The 17,030-nt window shown below is 69.7% G+C and carries 12 protein-coding genes; 10 read left to right on the top strand and 2 right to left on the bottom strand.

Going from position 1 to position 17,030, the window contains the following annotated elements; translation table 11 throughout:
• The first annotated feature begins 8 nt into the window (after positions 1-8).
• The 10 genes from ngcE (at position 9) to ABT129_RS10265 (ending at position 13,543) form a co-directional block, all read left to right on the top strand.
• Complete coding sequence (gene ngcE / locus ABT129_RS10310) at positions 9-1,454, top strand: N-acetylglucosamine/diacetylchitobiose ABC transporter substrate-binding protein (RefSeq protein ID WP_351899089.1); 1,446 nt, start codon at positions 9-11, stop codon at positions 1,452-1,454.
• Positions 1,455-1,554: 100 nt separating this feature from the next.
• Positions 1,555-2,484, top strand: a complete 930-nt coding sequence (locus tag ABT129_RS10305; RefSeq protein ID WP_141295077.1) for a carbohydrate ABC transporter permease — start codon at positions 1,555-1,557, stop codon at positions 2,482-2,484.
• Positions 2,484-3,416, top strand: a complete 933-nt coding sequence (locus ABT129_RS10300) for a carbohydrate ABC transporter permease (RefSeq protein WP_351899086.1) — start codon at positions 2,484-2,486, stop codon at positions 3,414-3,416. Before ABT129_RS10305 ends, ABT129_RS10300 begins: the two co-directional genes overlap by 1 nt.
• A gap of 245 nt (positions 3,417-3,661) precedes the next feature.
• The gene (locus tag ABT129_RS10295; protein ID WP_229313060.1) at positions 3,662-4,873 is read left to right on the top strand and encodes an ROK family transcriptional regulator; all 1,212 of its coding nucleotides are present in this window, start codon (positions 3,662-3,664) and stop codon (positions 4,871-4,873) included.
• A 122-nt stretch (positions 4,874-4,995) separates the two neighbouring features.
• Positions 4,996-6,060: a sugar ABC transporter substrate-binding protein gene (locus ABT129_RS10290; RefSeq protein WP_351899083.1), complete on the top strand. Its 1,065-nt coding sequence runs from the start codon at positions 4,996-4,998 to the stop codon at positions 6,058-6,060.
• 285 nt (positions 6,061-6,345) lie between these two features.
• Positions 6,346-7,134 carry an ATP-binding cassette domain-containing protein gene (locus tag ABT129_RS10285; RefSeq protein ID WP_167348157.1) on the top strand — a complete coding sequence of 263 codons (789 nt, stop codon included), beginning with the start codon at positions 6,346-6,348 and terminating at the stop codon, positions 7,132-7,134.
• Positions 7,131-8,462 (top strand): sugar ABC transporter permease, encoded by a 1,332-nt coding sequence (locus ABT129_RS10280; RefSeq protein WP_502981707.1) that lies wholly within the window; start codon positions 7,131-7,133, stop codon positions 8,460-8,462. The genes ABT129_RS10285 and ABT129_RS10280 overlap by 4 nt, the downstream gene beginning before the upstream one ends.
• Before the next feature lie 285 nt (positions 8,463-8,747).
• Positions 8,748-10,667 (top strand): 1-deoxy-D-xylulose-5-phosphate synthase, encoded by a 1,920-nt coding sequence (dxs, locus tag ABT129_RS10275; protein ID WP_351899081.1) that lies wholly within the window; start codon positions 8,748-8,750, stop codon positions 10,665-10,667.
• A gap of 215 nt (positions 10,668-10,882) precedes the next feature.
• On the top strand, positions 10,883-12,361 hold the full coding sequence (locus ABT129_RS10270; RefSeq protein WP_351899348.1) for an amino acid permease: 1,479 nt from the start codon (positions 10,883-10,885) through the stop codon (positions 12,359-12,361).
• A 99-nt stretch (positions 12,362-12,460) separates the two neighbouring features.
• On the top strand, positions 12,461-13,543 hold the full coding sequence (locus ABT129_RS10265) for a PLL family lectin (RefSeq protein WP_351899078.1): 1,083 nt from the start codon (positions 12,461-12,463) through the stop codon (positions 13,541-13,543).
• A gap of 90 nt (positions 13,544-13,633) precedes the next feature.
• Here the strand turns inward: ABT129_RS10265 and ABT129_RS10260 are convergent, their stop codons facing one another.
• Positions 13,634-15,772, bottom strand: coding sequence for a 3-hydroxyacyl-CoA dehydrogenase NAD-binding domain-containing protein (locus ABT129_RS10260; RefSeq protein WP_351899076.1), 2,139 nt, complete (start codon positions 15,770-15,772; stop codon positions 13,634-13,636).
• Entirely contained in the window at positions 15,769-16,983 is a 1,215-nt protein-coding gene (locus tag ABT129_RS10255; RefSeq protein WP_351899074.1) for a thiolase family protein, read from the bottom strand. The genes ABT129_RS10260 and ABT129_RS10255 overlap by 4 nt, the downstream gene beginning before the upstream one ends.
• Positions 16,984-17,030 lie beyond the last annotated feature (47 nt).

Genomic DNA, 17,030 nt, shown 5'->3' with positions numbered 1-17,030 from the left:
ACTTGAGCATGGGATCCACCTCCGCACAGACCAATGAGGGCCTTGGCCGTCGCGACCTGATCAAGCGTTCTGCCGCTATCGGTCTGATCTCCGTACCGACGATGGGCTTCCTCTCCGCCTGTGCGAGCAGTGACAGCGGTGGCAACGGAAAGGTCGAGAAGGGCACGAAGTCCGATAAGAACCCGCTCGCGGTGAACGAGTCGGCACCGCTCGATTTCGTCCTCTTCGACGGCGGATTCGGACAGCAGTACGCCAAGGACGCGGTCAAGATCTACGAGACCAATTACCCCAAGGCGAAGGTCAAGTTCACCCCCACCCAGAAGATCACCACCACGCTGCAGCCGCGATTCAACGGCGGCAACCCGCCGGACCTCATCGACAACTCGGGCGCCGAGCAGATGGACATGGGTGTCCTCGTCGGCCAGAAGCAGCTCGCCGACCTCACCCCGCTCCTGGACGCGCCGTCCATCGACGACCCGGCCAAGAAGGTCCGCGACACCCTGCGGCCCGGCATCGTCGAGATGGGCCAGTTCGACGGCCAGCCGTGCTGGATCCTGAACTACGCCTACACGGTCTACGGCGTCTGGTACTCGCAGAAGCTCCTCGACTCGCTCGACGCGAAGTACCCCGAGACCTGGGACGAGATGCTGGCCGTCTGCGAGAAGGCCAAGAAGAAGGGCATCGCCGGCTGGACGTACGCGGGCAAGCACCCGTACTACGTGCCGTTCTCGCTCTACCCGATGATCGGCAAGGTCGGCGGCCGCGAGGTCCTGGACGCCATCGACAACCTGGAGCCGAAGGCCTGGGAGCACCCCGCGGTCAAGGCGTGTTTCGAGGCGTACTACGAGCTCGTCCGGAAGGGGTACATCCTCAAGGGCACCCCCGGCCTCGACCACATCCAGTCGCAGACCGCCTGGACCGAGGGCAAGGCGCTGTTCATCCCGAACGGCTCCTGGGTCGAGAACGAGGCCGCGAAGACCATGCCGGCCGACTTCGGCCTCGCGGTCTCCGGGCCGACCGGCCTCGACGCCTCGGACAAGATGCCGTTCGGCACGATCTGGGCCGCGGGCGGCGAGCCCTTCATCGTCCCGGCCAAGGCGGCGAACCCCGCGGGCGGCATGGAGCAGCTGCGCATCATGCTCAGCGAGGCCTCCTCCAAGAACTTCACCCAGTCGGTGAAGTCCCTGACGGCCCTCAACGGCGGCACCGACGGCATCGAGCTCTCCCCGGGCCTGAAGTCCGGCGTCGCGGCGCTGGAGAAGGCCGGACAGAACGTCGTCAACCCGCGCCTTCAGGACTGGTACGTCGCCCTCCAGAAGGAGAAGATCGGTGTCGCCGGTATCGGTGAGCTGATGGCTGGCCGCGCGACCCCGGCCGAGACGATCAAGAAGATCCAGAAGTACGCCGACGAGGCGGCCAAGGACTCCTCGATCAAGCACTACAAGCACCAGTGAGCAGTGCCGGGGCCCCTTCCCGCCGACCGGGAGCGGGCCCCGGGCCCTTCGCGCGTCACAGCAGCGACGCGCCTCCGCGGGAAGATCGGGGTCGGTAGGAATGCAACACGGCAAGTACCGTTTCATCGTGGGGTTCCTGGCGGCCCCCCTCGCGCTCTACGCGCTCTTCGTCATCTGGCCCTTCATCCAGTCCATCTACTACTCGTTCACGGACTGGACCGGACTCAGTCCCGAATTCGGGATGGTCGGATTCGACAACTACAGCAGAATGCTGGACGACGAGGTCTTCTGGAAGTCGGTCCAGCACAGCCTGACCTTCGCGGTGGTACTGCCACTGGTGACCGTGGGACTCGCGCTGTTCTTCGCCTTCATGCTCAATGTCGGCGGTCGGCGCCGTAAGGGCGCGGCCATCGCGGGTGTGCGCGGATCGTCTTTCTACAAGATTGTCTATTTCTTCCCGCAGGTGCTGTCGATCGCGATCGTGGCGCTGCTCTTCCAGTTCGCGTACAACCCGAACAGCGGAGCGATCAATTCCGTTTTGAAGGGGGTCGGTCTCGGCAGCGTCCAGCCCGACTGGCTCGGCGACCCGGACCTCGCCCTCATCTGTGTGATGGTGGTACTCGTCTGGTCCACCGTCGGATTCTTCGTCGTCCTCTTCTCGGCCGGCATGGCGTCCATTCCGAGGGACTTCTACGAGGCGGCGCTGCTCGACGGCGCGAACCGGTTCACCACGTTCTTCAAGATCACCCTGCCGCTGCTCTGGGACACCGTGCAGTCGGGCTGGATCTACATGGGCATCCTCGCGCTCGGCGCGGAGTCCTTCGCCGTCGTCCAGATCATGACCGTCGGCCCCAACGGCGGCGGGCCCGACTACTCGACCATCGTCCTTCCGCTGTACGTGTACCAGAAGGCGTTCCGGGACGGTCAGGCCGCCTACGCCACGACCATCGGTGTCGCGCTCCTCCTCGTCACGCTGGCCTTCGCGGCCGTCGTGATGAAGGTGGGCCGGCGCGAGCGGCTGGAGTTCTGATGAAGACGACCGACACTGCCACCGTCGAGACCCCCGGCTCGCCGGGCGGCCCCGGGCCCACGGTCACCAAGGCGACCATCGCCCCGTCCCGCAAGGAGCCGAAGAAGGAGGGCGCGACCCTCAACGTCTTCTCGCACGGCGTCCTGATCATCTGGGCGATCATGGTCGTCACGCCGCTGCTCTGGGCGGTCATGACCTCGTTCAAGACCGACCGGGCGATCTTCACCTCCCCGTGGTCGCTGCCCGACAAGCTGCACTTCGAGAACTGGTCGCGCGCCTGGACCGAGGCGCACATGAGCGACTACTTCCTGAACACGATCCTGGTGGTCGGCGGCTCGCTCTTCGGCACCCTGCTGTTCGGCTCGATGGCGGCCTACGTCCTGGCCCGCTTCGACTTCCCGGGCAACCGGTTCATCTACTTCCTCTTCATCGGAGGGATGAGCTTCCCGATCATCCTGGCGCTCGTGCCGCTGTTCTACGTCATGCAGAACATGGCCCTGCTCAACACGCTGCACGGCCTGATCCTCGTGTACATCGCGTACTCGCTGCCGTTCACCGTCTTCTTCCTCACCGCCTTCTTCCGCACCCTGCCGAGCTCGGTGGCGGAAGCGGCCTTCGTCGACGGCGCCTCGCACACCCGGACCTTCTTCCAGGTGATGCTGCCGATGGCGAAGCCGGGCCTCATCAGCGTCGGCATCTTCAACTTCCTCGGCCAGTGGAACCAGTACCTGCTGCCGACCGTGCTCAACACCGAGCCGGAGAAGAAGGTGCTCTCGCAGGGTCTCGTCCAGCTCGCCGTCAGCCAGGGCTACAAGGGCGACTGGTCGGGGCTCTTCGCCGGCCTCGTGATGGCGATGCTCCCGGTCCTCGCCGCGTACATCATCTTCCAGCGGCAGGTGGTGGCCGGTCTGACCGCCGGCGCCGTGAAGTGACCCCCGGGCCCGCCCGGCCCCTCCCGCATCCCCCGAAGGCCCCCGGCGCACCGCGCGCCGGGGGCCTTCCGCGGTCCCCGACCCCCGGCGCCGAAGGCCGTTCCGTGCCCTCCGGCGCCGGGTGCCGGGGCCCGGCGGCACCGTGTGACACCCACCTCCGCCTCTCAAGGTCTTGACGGGGAGCAAGCCGAAAGCGTCCCCTTAGAGTTCACATGTTGGAGAAAACGGTGGGAGTGAGTGAGTCGATGGAGACTCCGGGGTCGCAGACGTCTCTGCACAGGGCCAATCTCGAACGGGTCGTCCGGGCGGTGCGCATGGCCGGCTCGCTCACCCAGGCGGAGATCGCCCGGGCGACGGGCCTCTCCGCCGCGACGGTCTCCAACATCGTCCGGGAGCTGAAGGACGGCGGCACCGTCGACGTCACGCCCACCTCGGCGGGCGGCCGCAGGGCCCGCAGCGTCTCGCTCTCCGGTGACGCCGGGATCGTGATCGGCGTGGACTTCGGCCACACCCACCTCCGGGTCGCCGTCGGCAACCTCGCCCACCAGGTGCTCGCCGAGGAGGCCGAGCCGCTCGACGTGGACGCCTCCGCCGCCGAGGGCTTCGACCGGGCGGAACAGCTGGTCAAGCGGCTGATCCTGGCCACCGGGATCGGCCCGGACAAGGTGATCGGCGTCGGGCTGGGCGTCCCCGGCCCCATCGACGTCTCCTCCGGGACCCTCGGTTCGACCTCGATCCTGCCGGGCTGGAGCGGGATCAACCCGGCCGAGGAGCTCTCCGGCCGCCTCGGCGTCCCCGTGCACGTCGACAACGACGCCAACCTCGGCGCGCTCGGCGAGCTGGTCTGGGGGAGCGGGCGGGGCGTCAAGGACCTGGCGTACATCAAGGTGGCCAGCGGCGTCGGCGCCGGACTGGTCATCGACGGGCGGGTCTACCGGGGCCCCGGCGGCACCGCGGGCGAGATCGGGCACATCACGCTCGACGAGTCGGGCCCCGTCTGCCGCTGCGGCAACCGGGGCTGCCTGGAGACCTTCACCGCGGCCCGCTACGTCCTGCCGCTGCTCCAGCCGAGCCACGGGCCCGATCTGACCATGGAACGGGTCGTCCAGCTGGCCCGGGAGGGCGACCCCGGCTGCCGCCGGGTGATCGCCGACGTCGGCCGCCACATCGGCAGCGGAATCGCCAACCTCTGCAACCTCCTGAACCCCAGCCGGGTGGTGCTCGGCGGCGACCTCGCGGAGGCCGGTGAGCTGGTCCTGGCGCCCATCAGGGACTCCGTCTCGCGGTACGCGATCCCCAGTGCCGCCCGGCAGCTCTCGCTGGCCCAGGGGGCCCTGGGAGGCCGCGCGGAGGTGCTCGGCGCCCTCGCCCTGGTGCTGAGCGAGATGGGCGATTCGACCCTGTTGGAGAGTGCGCTGCCGACGGCCGCGCCCGCCTCCCGGCTTGCCTTCACTTAGATAACGAACACCACCGTTGTCATCTCGTTAAGAATTTACTTCTTGACGGCAACGTTGCGGCCGAGTTGACTTCGTGCCACCTCGGCCGCAACGTCGCGGCCTCGTCAGGGAGGCAACCCCAAATGAACGCAGTGACGCGTCGTGCCGTCATAGCCACGGCCGCGGTGTCGATGGCCCTCTCGCTCGCCGCCTGTGGCCAGGCCGGTGGCGACGACAGCGGAGACAAGGGCAGCTCGACCAAGATCGGCCTGCTCCTTCCGGAGAACAAGACCTCGCGCTACGAGGCCCTGGACAAGCCCCAGTTCGAGAAGGCCGTCAAGGCCGCCTGCGGCGACTGCGAGGTCGTGTACAACAACGCGGTCTCCGACGTCGTCAAGCAGAAGCAGCAGTTCGACCAGCTGATCGCCGACGGCATCAAGGTCATCGCCCTCGACCCGGTCGACGCCACCAAGGCCGAGGCCTGGGTCAAGGACGCCAAGGCCAAGGGCGTCAAGGTCGTCGCGTACGACCGTGCCGTCGCCGGCGCCGACGCCTACGTCAGCCACGACAACAACAAGGTCGGCGAGCTCCAGGGCCAGGCCCTCCTCGCCGCCCTCGGCGGCAAGGCCGCCACCGCCAACGTCGTGATGATCAACGGCGACGAGAAGGACCCGAACGCCGGGCTGTTCAAGAAGGGCGCGCACACCGCCCTCGACGGCAAGGTCGGCAAGATCGCCTACGAGGCCTCCGGCGAGTGGGACCCGAAGGTCGCGGGCGAGAAGATGTCCGCCGCGATCTCCTCGGTCGGCAAGGACAAGATCAACGCGGTCTACTCCGCCAACGACGGCATGGCCGGCGGCATCATCACCTCCCTCGAGAACGCCGGCATCAAGAACATCCCGGTGGGCGGCCAGGACGCCGAGGTCGCGGGCATCCAGCGGATCATCGCCGGTACGCAGACCTTCACCATCTACAAGTCGCCGCTGCAGCTGGCCCCCGAGGCCGCCAAGTTCGCGGTGAACCTGCTCCAGGGCAAGGAGCTCGGCGCCCAGGGCGCGACCGACGGCGTGCCGTCGACGCTCTTCCCGCCGGTCGTGGTCGACAAGACCAACATCCAGACCACGGTGGTCAAGGACGGCATCTACAAGGCCGCCGACCTCTGCACCTCGGACCTCGCCGCCAAGTGCACCGAGCTGGGCGTCAAGTAACCCCGACCGCACCACCCCGGGCCCCCTGAGGGGGCCCGGACCACGGATCCCGCCACCGGCCCGCGCGTACAGAGGGTGAACCCCGTACGGCCGCCCGGGGTGGCAGCCCAGGAGGGCGACCACCCCCCTACGACCGCCCGCCGCCCGGATCCGTCCCCTTGCCCGTCCGGCCCCCGGCCGACCCAGACCCCGCTGTCGGTCCGGGGGCCGGACGAGCTCAGCCCCCCTCGAACTTTGGCGCTGCCCGGCGGCGCGACATGCCGCCGCCCGCGGGCGGCGAAGGAGTTGGTTCACGTGTCCCAGACGCCCGTGCTGGCGTTGCGCGGGATCTTCAAGCGATTCGGAGCGGTCCAGGTCCTCTCCGGTGTCGATCTCGAAGTCCACGCAGGAGAGGTCGTCGCGCTCGTCGGCGACAACGGAGCGGGAAAGTCCACGCTCGTCAAGACGATCGCCGGTGTGCACCCCATCGACGAGGGCGTCATCGAGTGGGAGGGCGAGCAGGTCGAGATCCAGCGCCCGCACGACTCCCAGAACCTCGGTGTCGCGACCGTCTACCAGGACCTCGCGCTCTGCGACAACCTCGACGTCGTCGCCAACCTGTTCCTCGGCCGCGAGATCAAGAAGGGCGGCGTCCTCGACGAGGTCGCCATGGAGAAGCGGGCCAAGGACCTGCTCTCCACCCTCTCCATCCGCATCCCGAGCGTCCGCATCCCCGTCGCCGCCCTCTCCGGCGGCCAGCGGCAGGTCGTCGCCATCGCGCGCGCCCTGGTCGGCGACCCCAAGATCGTGATCCTCGACGAGCCGACCGCCGCCCTCGGCGTCGAGCAGACCGCCCAGGTCCTCGACCTGGTCGAGCGGCTGCGCGAGCAGGGCCTCGGCGTCATCCTCATCAGCCACAACATGGCCGACGTGAAGGCCGTCGCCGACACCGTGGCCGTGCTCCGCCTGGGCCGCAACAACGGCACCTTCCCGGTCGCCACCACCACGCACGAAGAGATCATCGCCGCGATCACCGGTGCCACGGACAACGCCGTGACCCGCCGCCAGGCCCGCAACGCGGAGGTAGCGAAGTGAGCAACACCCCTCCCACCGCGAGCGACGAGGCAGCGGTGCCCGAGCCGCGCACCCCGGACGCGACCGCGGACGAGCAGGCCCCGGTGACCGAGACCCCGGCCGCCGCCGCGATCCCCGCCGTCGACCCCCGCCTCCTCGTGCGCGAGCAGGGCTTCAAGGGGTACGTCGAGGAGTTCAAGCGCAAGATCCGCTCCGGTGAGATCGGCTCGCTGCCCGTCGTGGTCGGCCTGATCGTCATCGGCATCGTCTTCCAGGCCCTCACCGGCAACTTCATCACCTCGTACAACCTCGACCAGATCACGCTGTACGCGGTCGGCCCCGGCATCATGGCCGTCGGCATCGTCTTCGTGCTGCTGCTCGGCGAGATCGACCTCGCCGTCGGCTCCGTCGCCGGTCTGGCCGGCGCGGTCTGGGGCGTCCTCGGCACCGACATGCCCGACGGCCTCGCCATCATCCTCGGCATCCTGTCCGGCACCCTGCTCGGAGCCTTCCACGGTCTGGTCTTCGCCAAGATCGGCGTGCCCGCCTTCGTGGTCACCCTCGCCGGCTTCCTCGGCTGGGCCGGTCTGCAGACCTGGGTGATGGGGGACAAGTCCACCATCCCGACGCCGATCGGCAGCTTCGTCGGCGACCTCACCAAGTACTACTTCTCCGACGTCGCGGCCGCCTACGGCCTCGCCGTGGCCGTCGTCGCCGCCTTCTACCTGGCCCAGCTGCGCGACGCGCGCCGCCGCAGGTCGGCCGAGCTGCCGCACCGCCCGCAGAGCGAGATCGTCCTGCGCACCGCCGTCCTCGCGGTCCTGGTCCTCGTCGCCGCCTACGGCTTCAACCAGGAGCAGGGCCTGCCGCTCTCCCTGGTGATCTTCCTGGTGATCCTGCTGGTCACCGACTTCGTGCTGCGCCGCACCACCTACGGCCGCCAGGTCTTCGCCGTCGGCGGTGGCATCGAGGCCGCCCGCCGCGCCGGCATCAACGTCTCGTGGATCCGGATCTCGGTCTTCATGATCTCCGGCACCATGGGCGCGATCGGCGGTCTGTTCCTCGCCTCCGCGACCGGCGGCGCCGACCGCTCCCTCGGCGGCGGCAACCAGCTCATGATGTGCATCGCCGCCGCGGTCATCGGCGGTACGTCCCTGTTCGGCGGACGCGGCAAGGTCTGGTCGGCGCTCCTGGGCATCCTGGTCATCCAGTCGATCGTCCAGGGCCTCAACCAGATGAACCTGTCCTCGAACGCGATCCAGTACATGATCACCGGAGCCGTCCTGCTCATCGCCGTGATCATCGACTCGGTCTCCCGCAAGACGCAGAAGACGGCAGGACGCGCCTAGGGCCCGTCCGCCCCTTCACACCGGGTCCGGGTCCCGGGGTCGGACAGGCCCCAGGGACCCCGCCCCGCGCGCGTAACGCTCGCCACACCGCCCGGCGCCGTGAAACCGGCGCCGGGCACTGCTGCGTCCGGAGCAGTGCGCGAGCCCGTACGGAGCCGTACAGATCATCGGCTTGTAGGCCGTGAGGGTGACGCCTCACCCCCCGGCCCGATGCCCACGATCCAAGACGGAACATTAGACTCGACAAATCGGCAAGCTCGACCAGCTCAAAGCAAGGAGGCACGGGTGGCTCTGCTGACCCGTATCAGGGGACCGCGAGATCTGGACCGGCTCTCCCCGGAACAGCTGGATCAGCTGGCCGACGAGATCAGGACGTTCCTCGTGGACGCCGTCTCCAAGACCGGCGGGCACCTCGGGCCCAACCTCGGCGTGGTCGAACTGACCATCGCCCTGCACCGCGTGTTCGACTCCCCGAAGGACCGGGTCCTCTGGGACACCGGCCACCAGAGCTACGTCCACAAGCTGCTCACGGGCCGCCAGGACTTCTCGAAGCTCAAGATGAAGGGCGGCCTCTCCGGCTACCCCTCGCAGGCCGAGTCCGAGCACGACGTCATCGAGAACTCGCACGCCTCCACGGTCCTCGGCTGGGCCGACGGCCTCGCCAAGGCCAACGAGGTCCTGAAGAAGGACGACCACGTCGTCGCCGTCATCGGCGACGGGGCGCTCACCGGCGGCATGGCCTGGGAGGCGCTGAACAACATCGCCGCCGCCAAGGACCGCCCGCTCGTCATCGTCGTCAACGACAACGAGCGCTCCTACGCGCCGACCATCGGCGGCCTCGCCAACCACCTGGCGACCCTGCGCACCACCGACGGCTACGAGCGCTTCCTCGCCCGCGGCAAGGACATCCTGGAGCGCACCCCCGTCGTCGGGAAGCCGCTCTACGAGACCCTGCACGGCGCCAAGAAGGGCCTCAAGGACTTCATCGCCCCGCAGGGCATGTTCGAGGACCTCGGCCTCAAGTACGTCGGCCCCATCGACGGCCACGACATCGAGGCCCTGGAGTCCGCCCTGACGCGCGCCAAGCGCTTCGGCGGCCCCGTGATCGTCCACTGCCTCACGGAGAAGGGCCGCGGCTACCAGCCGGCCCTCCAGGACGAGGCCGACCGCTTCCACGCCGTCGGCAAGATCCACCCCGACACCGGCCTGCCCATCGCCTCCTCGGGCGCCGACTGGACGGGCGTCTTCGCCCAGGAGATGGTCGAGCTCGGCAAGGAGCGCGAGGACATCGTCGCGATCACCGCGGCCATGCTCCAGCCCGTCGGCCTCGACAAGTTCGCCAAGGCCTTCCCGGAGCGCGTCTTCGACGTCGGCATCGCCGAGCAGCACGCCGCCGTCTCCGCGGCCGGCCTCGCCACCGGCGGCCTCCACCCGGTCTTCGCCGTCTACGCGACCTTCCTCAACCGCGCCTTCGACCAGGTCCTGATGGACGTGGCGCTGCACAAGTGCGGCGTCACCTTCGTCCTGGACCGCGCCGGTGTCACCGGCACCGACGGCGCCTCCCACAACGGCATGTGGGACATGTCGATCCTCCAGGTCGTGCCCGGCCTGCGGCTCGCCGCCCCGCGCGACGCCGACCAGGTCCGCGCCCAGCTGCGCGAGGCCGTCGAGGTCACCGACGCCCCCACCGTGGTCCGCTTCTCCAAGGGCGCCGTCGGCCCCGCCGTACCGGCCCTGCGCCGCGTCGGCGGCATGGACGTGCTCCGCGAGCCCGGCTCGGACCGGCCCGACGTCCTCCTGGTCTCCGTGGGCGCCCTGGCGCCCATGTGCCTGGAGATCGCCGACCTGCTCGACCGGCAGGGCATCTCCACCACCGTCGTCGACCCCCGCTGGGTCAAGCCCGTCGACGAGGCCCTGGCCCCGCTCGCCGAGCGCCACCGGGTCGTCGTCACCGTCGAGGACAACAGCCGCGTCGGCGGTGTCGGCTCCGCCGTCGCCCAGGCGCTCCGCGACGCGGGCGTGGACGTGCCGCTGCGCGACTTCGGCATCCCGCCGCGCTTCCTCGACCACGCCTCGCGCGCCGAGGTACTGGCCGAGATCGGCCTGACCGCCCCGGACATCGCCCGCCAGGTCACCGGCCTGGTCTCGCGTCTGGACGGTCGTTTCGAGAGCAGCGCGCAGGCCGTGGAGCCCGCCCGCGACTGACCCCGCCCCCCGCGGCGCCGGTGACCGTGCGTCACCTTTGGGCCGGTCGGCTCACCCTCCCGGGTGCCGACCGGCCCTTTCGCGTGCATTCTGACTCTGTGTGGGCAGGCGTATCACAGCCGCCCGACCGCGGTGGCTGAGAGCGACCGAGGGTTCAGGCACGGCGCGGAGGTACCAAGGTGAGTACGGACCAGCAGCCACGGGCGAACTCCGGAGTGTTCCGGACCAAGTCGGTCGAGCAGTCGATCCGGGACACGGAGGAACCGGAGCACGCACTCCGGAAGTCCCTGTCCGCCTGGGATCTGACGGTGTTCGGCGTCGGCGTCATCATCGGCACCGGCATCTTCGTCCTCACGGGCAAGGTCGCCAAGGAGAACGCGGGCCCGGCGACGGCCCTGGCCTTCATCGCGGCCGGCATCGTCTGCGCCCTCGCCGCCCTCTGCTACGCCGAGTTCGCCTCGACGGTGCCGGTGGCGGGATCGGCGTACACCTTCGCGTACGCCTCCATCGGCGAGCTGCCCGCCTGGATCATCGGCTGGGACCTCGTCCTGGAGTTCGCGCTCGGTACGGCGGTGGTCGCGGTCGGCTGGTCCGGCTACGTCCGCTCGCTCCTGGACAACGCCGACTGGCATCTACCAGCGGCGCTGGAAGGCCCGGACGCGGCCGGGGGCACCTTCGACATCCTGGCCTTCCTGCTCGTCCTCGTGCTCACCGTGGTCCTCGTCCTGGGCATGAAGCTCTCCGCCCGGATCACCGCCGTCGTCGTGGCGATCAAGGTGACCGTGGTGATGATCGTGATCATCGCCGGTCTGTTCTTCATCGTCGGCGACAACTACAAGCCCTTCATCCCGCCGGCCGTCACCCCCGAGGGCGGCGGCTCCAACTGGGACTCCCCGCTCGTCCAGCTGCTCTTCGGGTACGAGCCGACCAACTTCGGCGTCATGGGCATCTTCACCGCCGCCTCGGTCGTCTTCTTCGCCTTCATCGGCTTCGACGTGGTGGCCACCGCCGCCGAGGAGACCAAGCTGCCGCAGCGGGACATGCCCCGGGGCATCCTCGGCTCGCTCCTCATCTGCACCGTGCTCTACGTGGCCGTGGCGCTCGTCGTCACCGGCATGCAGCACTACTCGGAGCTCTCCGTGAGCGCCCCGCTCGCCGACGCCTTCAAAGCCGCCGGCCATCCCTTCTACGCCGGCGTGATCAGCTTCGGCGCCGCCGTCGGCCTCACCACGGTCTGTCTGATCCTGCTCCTCGGCCAGACCCGCGTCTTCTTCGCGATGAGCCGCGACGGCCTGCTGCCGCGCTTCTTCTCGGTCACGCACCCGAAGTTCAAGACCCCGTACCGCCCGACGATCCTGCTCGGCGTGGTCATCGCCGTCGTCGCCGGCTTCACCAGCATCAACGAACTCGCGACCCTGGTGAACATCGGCACGCTCTTCGCCTTCATCGTGGTGGCCGTCGGCGTCATGGTGCTCCGCCGCACCCGCCCCGACCTGCCGCGCGCCTTCCGCACCCCCTGGGTGCCGGTGCTGCCGATCCTCTCCATCGCGGCCTCGTTCTGGCTGATGCTCAACCTGCCGGGGGAGACCTGGTTCCGGTTCGCCGTGTGGATGGCGATCGGCATCGTCGTGTACTTCCTGTACGGGCGCGGTCACAGCCGGCTCGGGCGGCAGGGCCAGGAGGCACGGTACTGAGCGGGTGATCCCGCAGGCGCGGAAGGGAGCGTTCGGGAGGGCGGCTACAGTCGGCTCGTACCCGAACTCCTTCCGACGACCGGAGTGCTGGATCCCCCCATGGCGAATCGATCCCAGGCCCCCGCCGACCGTTCTCACGGCTCCTCCACCGCCCCTCTGCTCCAGGGCGCCTGGCTGACCAGAGGGGAGGAGGGACGGTTCAGCGCCTACCTGCCCCGGGACGGAGAGGTGGTGCGCTGGACCGAGGAGCCCGACGGCGGCTGGAGCGGCCCCGTCTCGCTCGGCGGCGACGGTCTGACGCCCTTCCTCGCGATCGGCCAGGGCGCCGACCGCTACGTCCACCTCGTCGGTCTGCGGCCCACGACCGGCGGCGAGGGACACGTCGAGCTGGTGCACAGCGTCCAGTTCCAGACGGGCCGCCCCGCGGTCGCCTGGCGCCCCATCGGGCACTCCAACGGCAAGGGGCCGTGGACCGGCAACCCGGCCGTCGCGGTGGACGCCCAGGGCCGCGCGTACGCCTTCGTACGGAACGGGGGCGGCGGCCTGAGCGTGCGGGCCCAGAAGGACGCCGGCGGCTGGCACCCCTGGTGGGACCTGCACGGCTGGGGCACCGACCCCTCCCCGGTCGCCGTCTGCAACGGCGAGGGGCGCGTGGAGCTCCTCACGGCCACCGACAAGGGCCTGCTGCGCTACGTGCAGGAGGAGTCGGGCGGCCGCCCGGTCCGCAAGGACGTCCTGCCCGCCGAGGTCACCTTCGGCACCCTCGCGGCGGTCACCGGCCCGTCCGGGCACGTGACGCTGTTCTACGTCGACAAGGCGGGACAGGTACGGGCCTGGTCGCCCGGGCGCGACCTGGAGCCGACCCCGCTCGGCAAGGCGATCGGCACCGGACGGCTCGCCGCCACCCGCTGTCTCATCGACGGCCACGACTGCACGGTCCTGGCCCAGCAGTCCGCCGACGGCCGGCTCGCCCTCGCCGCCTACCCGAGCGAGCAGGAGGCGGAGGGCATCGAGTGGTCGGAGACCGGTGAGCCGCAGGGCGGCCTCGACACCGTCCTCACCCGCGGGCTCGACGGGCGCCTGGTCGCGGCCTCCCTGGTCGGCGGGGCCCGGCTGATCACCACCCGCCAGAAGGCGTCCGCCGACGGCCTGCTCCTGGAGGGCTGGCGCTCCATAGGGTGACCCGCGCGCCCCTGGAACGACGGAACGGCCCCGGCACCTGGAGAAGGTGCCGGGGCCGTTCGCGTACGCCCCGGGGCGCGAGGCCGGGTGTTACGCCGGGACGCTCGCCACGCCCTGCGCCAGGAAACGCTTGCCGTTGACGCGCTCGGAGACGCCCTCACGGTCCAGGTACGGCGTGATGCCGCCCAGGTGGAAGGGCCAGCCCGCGCCCGTGATCAGGCAGAGGTCGATGTCCTGCGCCTCGGCGACGACACCCTCCTCCAGCATCAGGCCGATCTCCTGCGCCACCGCGTCCAGGACGCGGTCGCGGACCTGCTCCTCGGTCAGGACGGAGTCGCCCTGGACGAGGAGGGCGGCGACCTCCGGGTCGAGCTCCGGCTTGAAGCCGTTCTCGGCGTTGTAGACGTAGAAGCCGCGCTTGCCGGCCTCGACGACCGCCTTCAGGTTGGGGGAGACGGTGAAGCGGTCCGGGAAGGAACGGTTCAGGGTCTCGGAGACGTGCAGACCGATCGCCGGGCCGACGAGCTCCAGGAGCACCAGCGGCGACATAGGCAGACCGAGCGGCTCGATGGCCTTCTCGGCCGTCTCGACCGAGGTGCCCTCGTCGATGACGTTCTGGATCTCGCCCATGAAGCGGGTCAGGATGCGGTTCACGACGAACGCCGGGGCGTCCTTGGTGAGGACCGCGGTCTTCTTCAGCTTCTTGGCGACACCGAACGCGGTGGCCAGCGAGGCGTCGTCCGTCTTCTCGCCGCGGACGATCTCCAGGAGCGGGAGGATCGCGACCGGGTTGAAGAAGTGGAAGCCGACCACGCGCTCCGGGTGCTGGAGCTTGGAGGCCATCTCCGAGACGGAGAGCGAGGAGGTGTTGGTGGCGAGGATCGCGTGCGCCGGGGCGACCGCCTCGACCTCCGCGAACACCTTCTGCTTGACCGACATCTCCTCGAACACGGCCTCGATGATGAAGTCCGCGTCGGCGAAGCCCACGGCCTTGTCCAGGACGCCGGAGACCAGGCCCTTGAGGCGGTTGGCCTTGTCCTGGTTGATGCGGCCCTTGCCGAGCAGCTTCTCGATCTCGCCGTGGACGTAGCCCACGCCCTTGTCGACGCGCTCCTGGTCGATGTCGGTCAGGACGACCGGCACCTCCAGGCGGCGCAGGAAGAGCAGGGCCAGCTGGGAGGCCATCAGACCGGCGCCGACGACACCGACCTTGGTGACCGGGCGGGCCAGCGACTTGTCCGGGGCGCCGGCGGGGCGCTTGCCGCGCTTCTGCACCAGGTTGAAGGCGTAGATGCCGGAGCGCAGCTCGCCGCCCATGATCAGGTCCGCGAGGGCCTGGTCCTCGGCGTCGAAGCCCTTCTGCAGGTCCCCGTCCTTGGCGGCCTCGATGATGTCGAGGGCGCGGTAGGCGGCCGGGGCGGCGCCGTGCACCTTGGAGTCGGCGACGAGGCGGCCCTTGGCGACGGCCTGGTCCCAGCCCTCGCCGCGGTCGATCTCGGGACGCTCGACGGTCACGGAGCCGTTGAGGACGGAGGCCGTCCAGATCAGCGACTGCTCCAGGAAGTCGGCGCCCTCGAACAGCGCGTCGGCGATGCCGAGCTCGAAGACCTGCACGCCCTTGAGCTGGCGGTTCTGGTTCAGCGAGTTCTCGATGATGACCGAGACGGCCTTCTCCGCGCCGATCAGGTTCGGCAGGATGGCGCAGCCGCCCCAGCCGGGCACCAGACCGAGGAAGACCTCGGGGAGCGAGAAGGCCGGCAGGGCCTTCGACACGGTGCGGTAGGTGCAGTGCAGACCGACCTCGACGCCGCCGCCCATGGCCGCGCCGTTGTAGTACGCGAAGGTCGGGACGGCGAGCGCGGACAGACGCTTGAAGACGTCGTGGCCGCCCTTGCCGATGGCGAGCGCCTCGTCGTGCTTCTTCAGGAGCTCGACGCCCTTGAGGTCGGCGCCGACGGCGAAGATGAACGGCTTGCCGGTGAGGCCGACGCCGACGATCTCACCGTTCGCGGCCTCGGCCTCGACCTGGTCGATCGCCGTGTTCAGGTTGGCGAGCGACTGCGGGCCGAAGGTGGTCGGCTTGGTGTGGTCGAAGCCGTTGTCCAGCGTGATCAGGGCGAACCGGCCCGCACCCGCGGGCAGTTCGAAGTGCCGTACGTGGGCGCTGGTGACGACCTCGTCCGGGAAGAGCTCGGCGGCGCCCTTCAGAAGCTCGGCGGTGGTGCTCACTTGCCCTCCCAGTGGGGGTTTTCCCAGATGACCGTCGCGCCCATGCCGAAGCCGACGCACATGGTGTTGAGGCCGTAGCGGACCTGCGGGTTCTCCTCGAACTGGCGGGCCAGCTGCGTCATCAGACGGACGCCGGAGGAGGCGAGCGGGTGGCCGTAGGCGATGGCGCCGCCGTACTGGTTGACGCGGGCGTCGTCGTCGGCGATGCCGTAGTGCTCGAGGAACGCGAGGACCTGGACCGCGAAGGCCTCGTTGATCTCGAAGAGGCCGATGTCCTCGATGGACAGACCGGCCTGGGCGAGGGCCTTCTCGGTGGCCGGGATCGGGCCGTAGCCCATGACCTCGGGCTCGACACCGGCGAAGGAGTACGAGACGAGACGCATCTTGACCGGGAGGTCGTTCTCGCGCGCGAAGTCCTCGGAGGCGATGATCGAGGCGGTGGCGCCGTCGTTGAGACCGGCCGCGTTGCCCGCGGTCACGTTGCCGTGGACGCGGAACGGCGTCTTCAGGTTGGCCAGCGACTCCAGGGTGGTGCCCGGGCGCATCGGCTCGTCGGCGGTGACCAGGCCCCAGCCGGTCTCGCCGGCCTCGGCGTTGGTGCGGCGCACCGAGATCGGGACCAGGTCCGCCTGGATCTTGCCGTCGGCGTACGCCTTGGCGGCCTTCTCCTGCGAGCGCACGGCGTACTCGTCGGCGCGCTGCTTGGTGATGCTCGGGTAGCGGTCGTGCAGGTTCTCGGCGGTCATGCCCATGAAGAGGGCGGACTCGTCGACGAGCTTCTCCGACACGAAACGCGGGTTCGGGTCGACGCCCTCACCCATGGGGTGGCGGCCCATGTGCTCGACGCCACCGGCGATGACGGCGTCGTAGGCGCCGAAGGCGATCGAACCGGCGACCGAGGTGACGGCGGTCAGCGCGCCGGCGCACATGCGGTCGATGGAGTAGCCCGGCACCGACTGCGGCAGCCCGGCGAGGATGCCCGCCGTACGGCCGAGGGTCAGACCCTGGTCACCGATCTGCGTGGTCGCGGCGATGGCGACCTCGTCGATCTTCGCGGGGTCCAGGCCGGGGTTGCGGCGCAGCAGCTCCCGGATGGCCTTGACGACGAGGTCGTCGGCGCGGGTCTCGTGGTAGATGCCCTTCGGGCCCGCCTTGCCGAACGGGGTGCGGACGCCGTCGACGAAGACGACGTCCCTGACGGTACGAGGCACGATGGCTCTCCTCCAGGGTGCGGGATGGCACTGCTGCCGCACACGCC

The sequence above is a fragment of the Streptomyces sp. NPDC002057 genome (assembly GCF_040296665.1).
In the GTDB taxonomy this organism is placed as follows: Bacteria; Actinomycetota; Actinomycetes; order Streptomycetales; family Streptomycetaceae; genus Streptomyces.
Note: the sequence above shows the minus strand (reverse complement) of the source record. Positions and strands in the feature narration are given on the sequence as shown.

Bases quoted from the DNA above. Each gene is read 5' to 3' on its own strand.
- ABT129_RS10305 (WP_141295077.1), top strand. From the start codon at position 1,555: ATGCAACACGGCAAGTACCGTTTCATCGTGGGGTTCCTGGCGGCCCCC.
- ABT129_RS10300 (WP_351899086.1), top strand. From the start codon at position 2,484: ATGAAGACGACCGACACTGCCACCGTCGAGACCCCCGGCTCGCCGGGC.
- ngcE (WP_351899089.1), top strand. From the start codon at position 9: ATGGGATCCACCTCCGCACAGACCAATGAGGGCCTTGGCCGTCGCGAC.
- ABT129_RS10295 (WP_229313060.1), top strand. From the start codon at position 3,662: ATGGAGACTCCGGGGTCGCAGACGTCTCTGCACAGGGCCAATCTCGAA.
- ABT129_RS10265 (WP_351899078.1), top strand. From the start codon at position 12,461: ATGGCGAATCGATCCCAGGCCCCCGCCGACCGTTCTCACGGCTCCTCC.
- ABT129_RS10290 (WP_351899083.1), top strand. From the start codon at position 4,996: ATGAACGCAGTGACGCGTCGTGCCGTCATAGCCACGGCCGCGGTGTCG.